Below are 1,443 nucleotides of genomic sequence, written 5' to 3' on the forward strand. Positions count from 1 at the left end.
GGCCTCCTCGTCGGTAATGCTCTCAAAAATAGCCCGACCCGACTGGTGCAGATGCGCGTGCAGCGGCCCCACACCCGGGTAGTCCAGACCAGCAGAGATCGAGTATGGCTCAGTTACCTGTCCGTCTTCGGTTTGCATCAGCAAGGTGCGGCTGCCGTGGATGATACCTTCTTTGCCCAGTACCGAGGTAGCGGCTGACTCCCCAGAGTCTATACCCAAACCGGCAGCCTCTACGGCTACCAGCTTCACTTCCGCCGTATCGAGGTAGTGGTAGAAAGCCCCCGCCGCATTGCTGCCGCCGCCCACACAGGCGACCACATAATCCGGATTCTCACTGCCGGTCTTCTCCAGCAACTGCGCTTTCATTTCCTCCGAGATCACCGCCTGAAAGCGGGCCACCATATCCGGGTACGGGTGCGGACCCACCACCGAACCGATGATGTAGTAAGTGTCTTCCGGGTTATTGATCCAGTCGCGAATAGCTTCGTTCGTGGCATCTTTCAGCGTTTTACTGCCGCTGGTAGCAGGCACTACCCTTGCTCCTAACATATTCATTCTAGCTACATTAGGAGCCTGCCGTTCAATGTCTACTTCACCCATGTACACGATACACTCAAGGTTCATCAGCGCACAAACTGTAGCCGTGGCAACGCCATGCTGACCAGCACCCGTCTCGGCAATGATGCGGGTCTTGCCCAGTCGCTTGGCCAGCAAAATCTGCCCGATGGTGTTGTTGATCTTATGCGCTCCGGTATGGTTCAGGTCCTCCCGCTTGAGGTAGATGTTGGTGTTATACTTCTCGGATAGGCGCTTGGCAAAGTATAGCGGCGTCGGGCGACCTACATAATCGCGGAGCAAGCTCTGCATTTCCTCCTGAAAATCCGGCTCAGCCATGATCTTCAAATAGTTCTCACGCAGTTCCTCCACGTTGGGGAATAGCATTTCGGGAACATAAGCCCCGCCGAACTTGCCGTAGAATCCGTTTTCGTCTACTGAGTATTTCATGTGTTTTTTTATCTTTTGGTTCTGCATGGCGCGAGCGTCCTCGCTCGTGACTAGCTATAGTGGGGCCTCTGGCCCCTAGTGTTAAGCTGAGAAAAATCACAAATGGGCCAGAGGCCCCTCCATAATAAGCACGAGCGAGGACGCTCGCGCTATAAAAACCTTCTAGCCTCTATCCCTAAGCCTGCTAATCAACTCCTTCACCTTCTCCACATCCTTCAGCCCCGGTTCCACCTCAAAGCCGCTGTTCACGTCAATGGCAAAGGGCTTTGGACGGAGCTTTTCAAACTCCTTACTCTGCAGGTTTTCCAGATTCAGGCCGCCGCTCAGGAAATAAGGTATAGGCGAGAAGTAGCCTTTCAGCATTTCCCAGTCGAAGACAGTGCCGTTGCCGCCGTAGTTGTTGCCGCGGGTGTCGAAAAGGAAGTACTCGCAGTAGCG

At 54.3% G+C, this 1,443-nt stretch carries 1 protein-coding gene and 1 pseudogene; both read right to left on the minus strand.

Going from position 1 to position 1,443, the window contains the following annotated elements; genetic code table 11:
* On the minus strand, positions 1 to 1,005 hold a 1,005-nt coding region (gene trpB / locus O71_RS20950), incomplete at its 3' end, for a tryptophan synthase subunit beta (protein ID WP_007661281.1).
* Between the two features lie 162 nt (positions 1,006 to 1,167).
* Positions 1,168 to 1,443, minus strand: a pseudogene (locus O71_RS20955) (phosphoribosylanthranilate isomerase); the annotation flags it as partial.

It is taken from the genome of Pontibacter sp. BAB1700 (genome assembly GCF_000277005.1).
Taxonomy (GTDB): Bacteria; Bacteroidota; Bacteroidia; order Cytophagales; family Hymenobacteraceae; genus Pontibacter; species Pontibacter lucknowensis.